Source organism: Xanthomonas sp. DAR33341, from assembly GCF_003992815.1.
Classification (GTDB): domain Bacteria; phylum Pseudomonadota; class Gammaproteobacteria; order Xanthomonadales; family Xanthomonadaceae; genus Xanthomonas; species Xanthomonas cissicola.
In genome coordinates this window covers 1-273 of record NZ_QEYV01000004.1, presented here as the reverse complement: position 1 = coordinate 273, position 273 = coordinate 1, and the positions used below count along the sequence as shown (strand labels likewise).

Below are 273 nucleotides of genomic sequence, written 5' to 3'. Positions count from 1 at the left end.
GGCCTGGAATTTCCGATCGTGTTCCTGGTCGGGCTGGAAGATGGTTTGTTCCCCAGCGCACGCTCGCTGGAAGAAAGCGGCCGGCTCGAAGAAGAACGCCGCCTGGCTTACGTGGGTATCACCCGCGCGCGCCAGAAACTGGTGCTGTGCTACGCCGAATCGCGGCGCATCCACGGCCAGGACAACTACAACGTGCCCTCGCGCTTCTTGCGTGAGATCCCGCGCGACCTGCTGCATGAAGTGCGGCCCAAGGTGCAGGTCTCGCGCACCGCC

Annotated in this window: 1 protein-coding gene; it reads left to right on the top strand. The window is 64.5% G+C overall.

The window, feature by feature from the left end; all coding sequences use genetic code 11:
* A partial coding sequence (locus tag EO156_RS00015; protein WP_164735846.1) for a 3'-5' exonuclease occupies window positions 1-273 on the top strand: 273 nt, incomplete at both ends.